The following is a 1,342-nucleotide window of genomic DNA, read 5'->3' as shown; positions in this document are numbered from 1 at the left end:
CGCGCATCCAACTCCCCATACGACACCTCCACCCCCTCACACACCACCGCCACCGCACCCGGCGAAGCCGCCACCTGAGCCTCGAACTCCTCCACGATCGTGGACGGGGCAGACGCGGTGCCGGTCCCCGCCCACTCACCGAGAATGACCTCACGCTCAACCGGACCCAACAGATCGATCTCACTCAACCGGACACCCGGATCGGCGACCACCGACTCCAGCAACCGCCCGAACCGCACCACCATCTCCTCGACCGTCACCCGATCGAACAGATCGAGGCTGAACTCCAGGCCGCCTTCGAGGCCGCCACCGGGACGCTCGGCAAGGGTGAGCTGGAGGTCGAACTTGGCGGTGTCCGGGATGAACGGTTCGACGGAGACGGACAACTCGTCGAGTTCAAGGGCAGGGACGGGGTTGTTCTGGAAGGCGAGCATCACCTGGAAGAGGGGGTGGCGGGCCATCGAACGAGCCGGAGCGACGATCTCCACCAACCGCTCGAACGGCAGATCCTGATGACCGTACGCCGCCAGATCCACCTCCCGCACCCGCCCGACCAACTCCCGAAAAGCCGGATTCCCCGAGGTATCGGTCCGCAACACCAACGTATTGACGAACATCCCCACCAGATCGTCCAACGCCTCATCCACCCGACCCGCCACCACCGAACCGATCGGAACATCCGAACCCGCCCCCAACCGGGTCAGCAACGCCGCCAACCCGGCCTGCACCACCATGAACACCGTCGCGTTCGCCTCGCGCGCCAGCTTCAGCAGGCCGCGGTGAACCTCTCGGCTGACCTCCAGCCGGACCGTGTCACCCCGGTGGGAGGCGACCGCGGGCCTCGGCCGATCGAACGGCAACGCCAACTCCTCGGGCAACCCCGCCAACCGCGACCGCCAGAACGCCACCTGCGCACTGACCAGACTCCCCGGATCCGACTCCGACCCCAGCAACTCCCGCTGCCACACCGCGTAATCGGCATACTGCACCGGCAACGGCACGAACCCCGGCGCCACCCCCCGAGACCGCGCCGCATACGCCGCCAGGACATCCCTCGCCAACGGCGCCATCGACCACCCGTCACCCGCGATGTGATGCAACACCAGCAGCAGGATCCGGGTGGAGGAGTCAAGCTCGAAGAGGCGGGCGCGCAGCGGCGTCTCCACGGTCAGGTCGAAGCCCCGCCCCGCCTCGGCCGCCAGCGCGGGCCCGAGCGTGTCGGCGCCGACTCGGACAATCTCGAAGGACACCTCCGCGGTGTCCAGCACCCGCTGACACGCCACCCCGTCCACCTCGGGAAACACCGTCCGCAAACTCTCATGCCGACCCACCACATCCCGCA

Annotated in this window: 1 protein-coding gene; it reads right to left on the bottom strand. The window is 67.9% G+C overall.

From position 1 onward, the window contains the following. A partial coding sequence (locus tag AB0K21_RS44665; protein WP_364159313.1) for a condensation domain-containing protein occupies window positions 1-1,304 on the bottom strand: 1,304 nt, incomplete at its 3' end. Window positions 1,305-1,342: the final 38 nt, after the last annotated feature.

Source organism: Streptosporangium sp. NPDC049248, from assembly GCF_040678965.1.
In the GTDB taxonomy this organism is placed as follows: Bacteria; Actinomycetota; Actinomycetes; order Streptosporangiales; family Streptosporangiaceae; genus Streptosporangium; species Streptosporangium fukuiense.
This window is presented reverse-complemented; position numbering and strand designations above follow the sequence as displayed.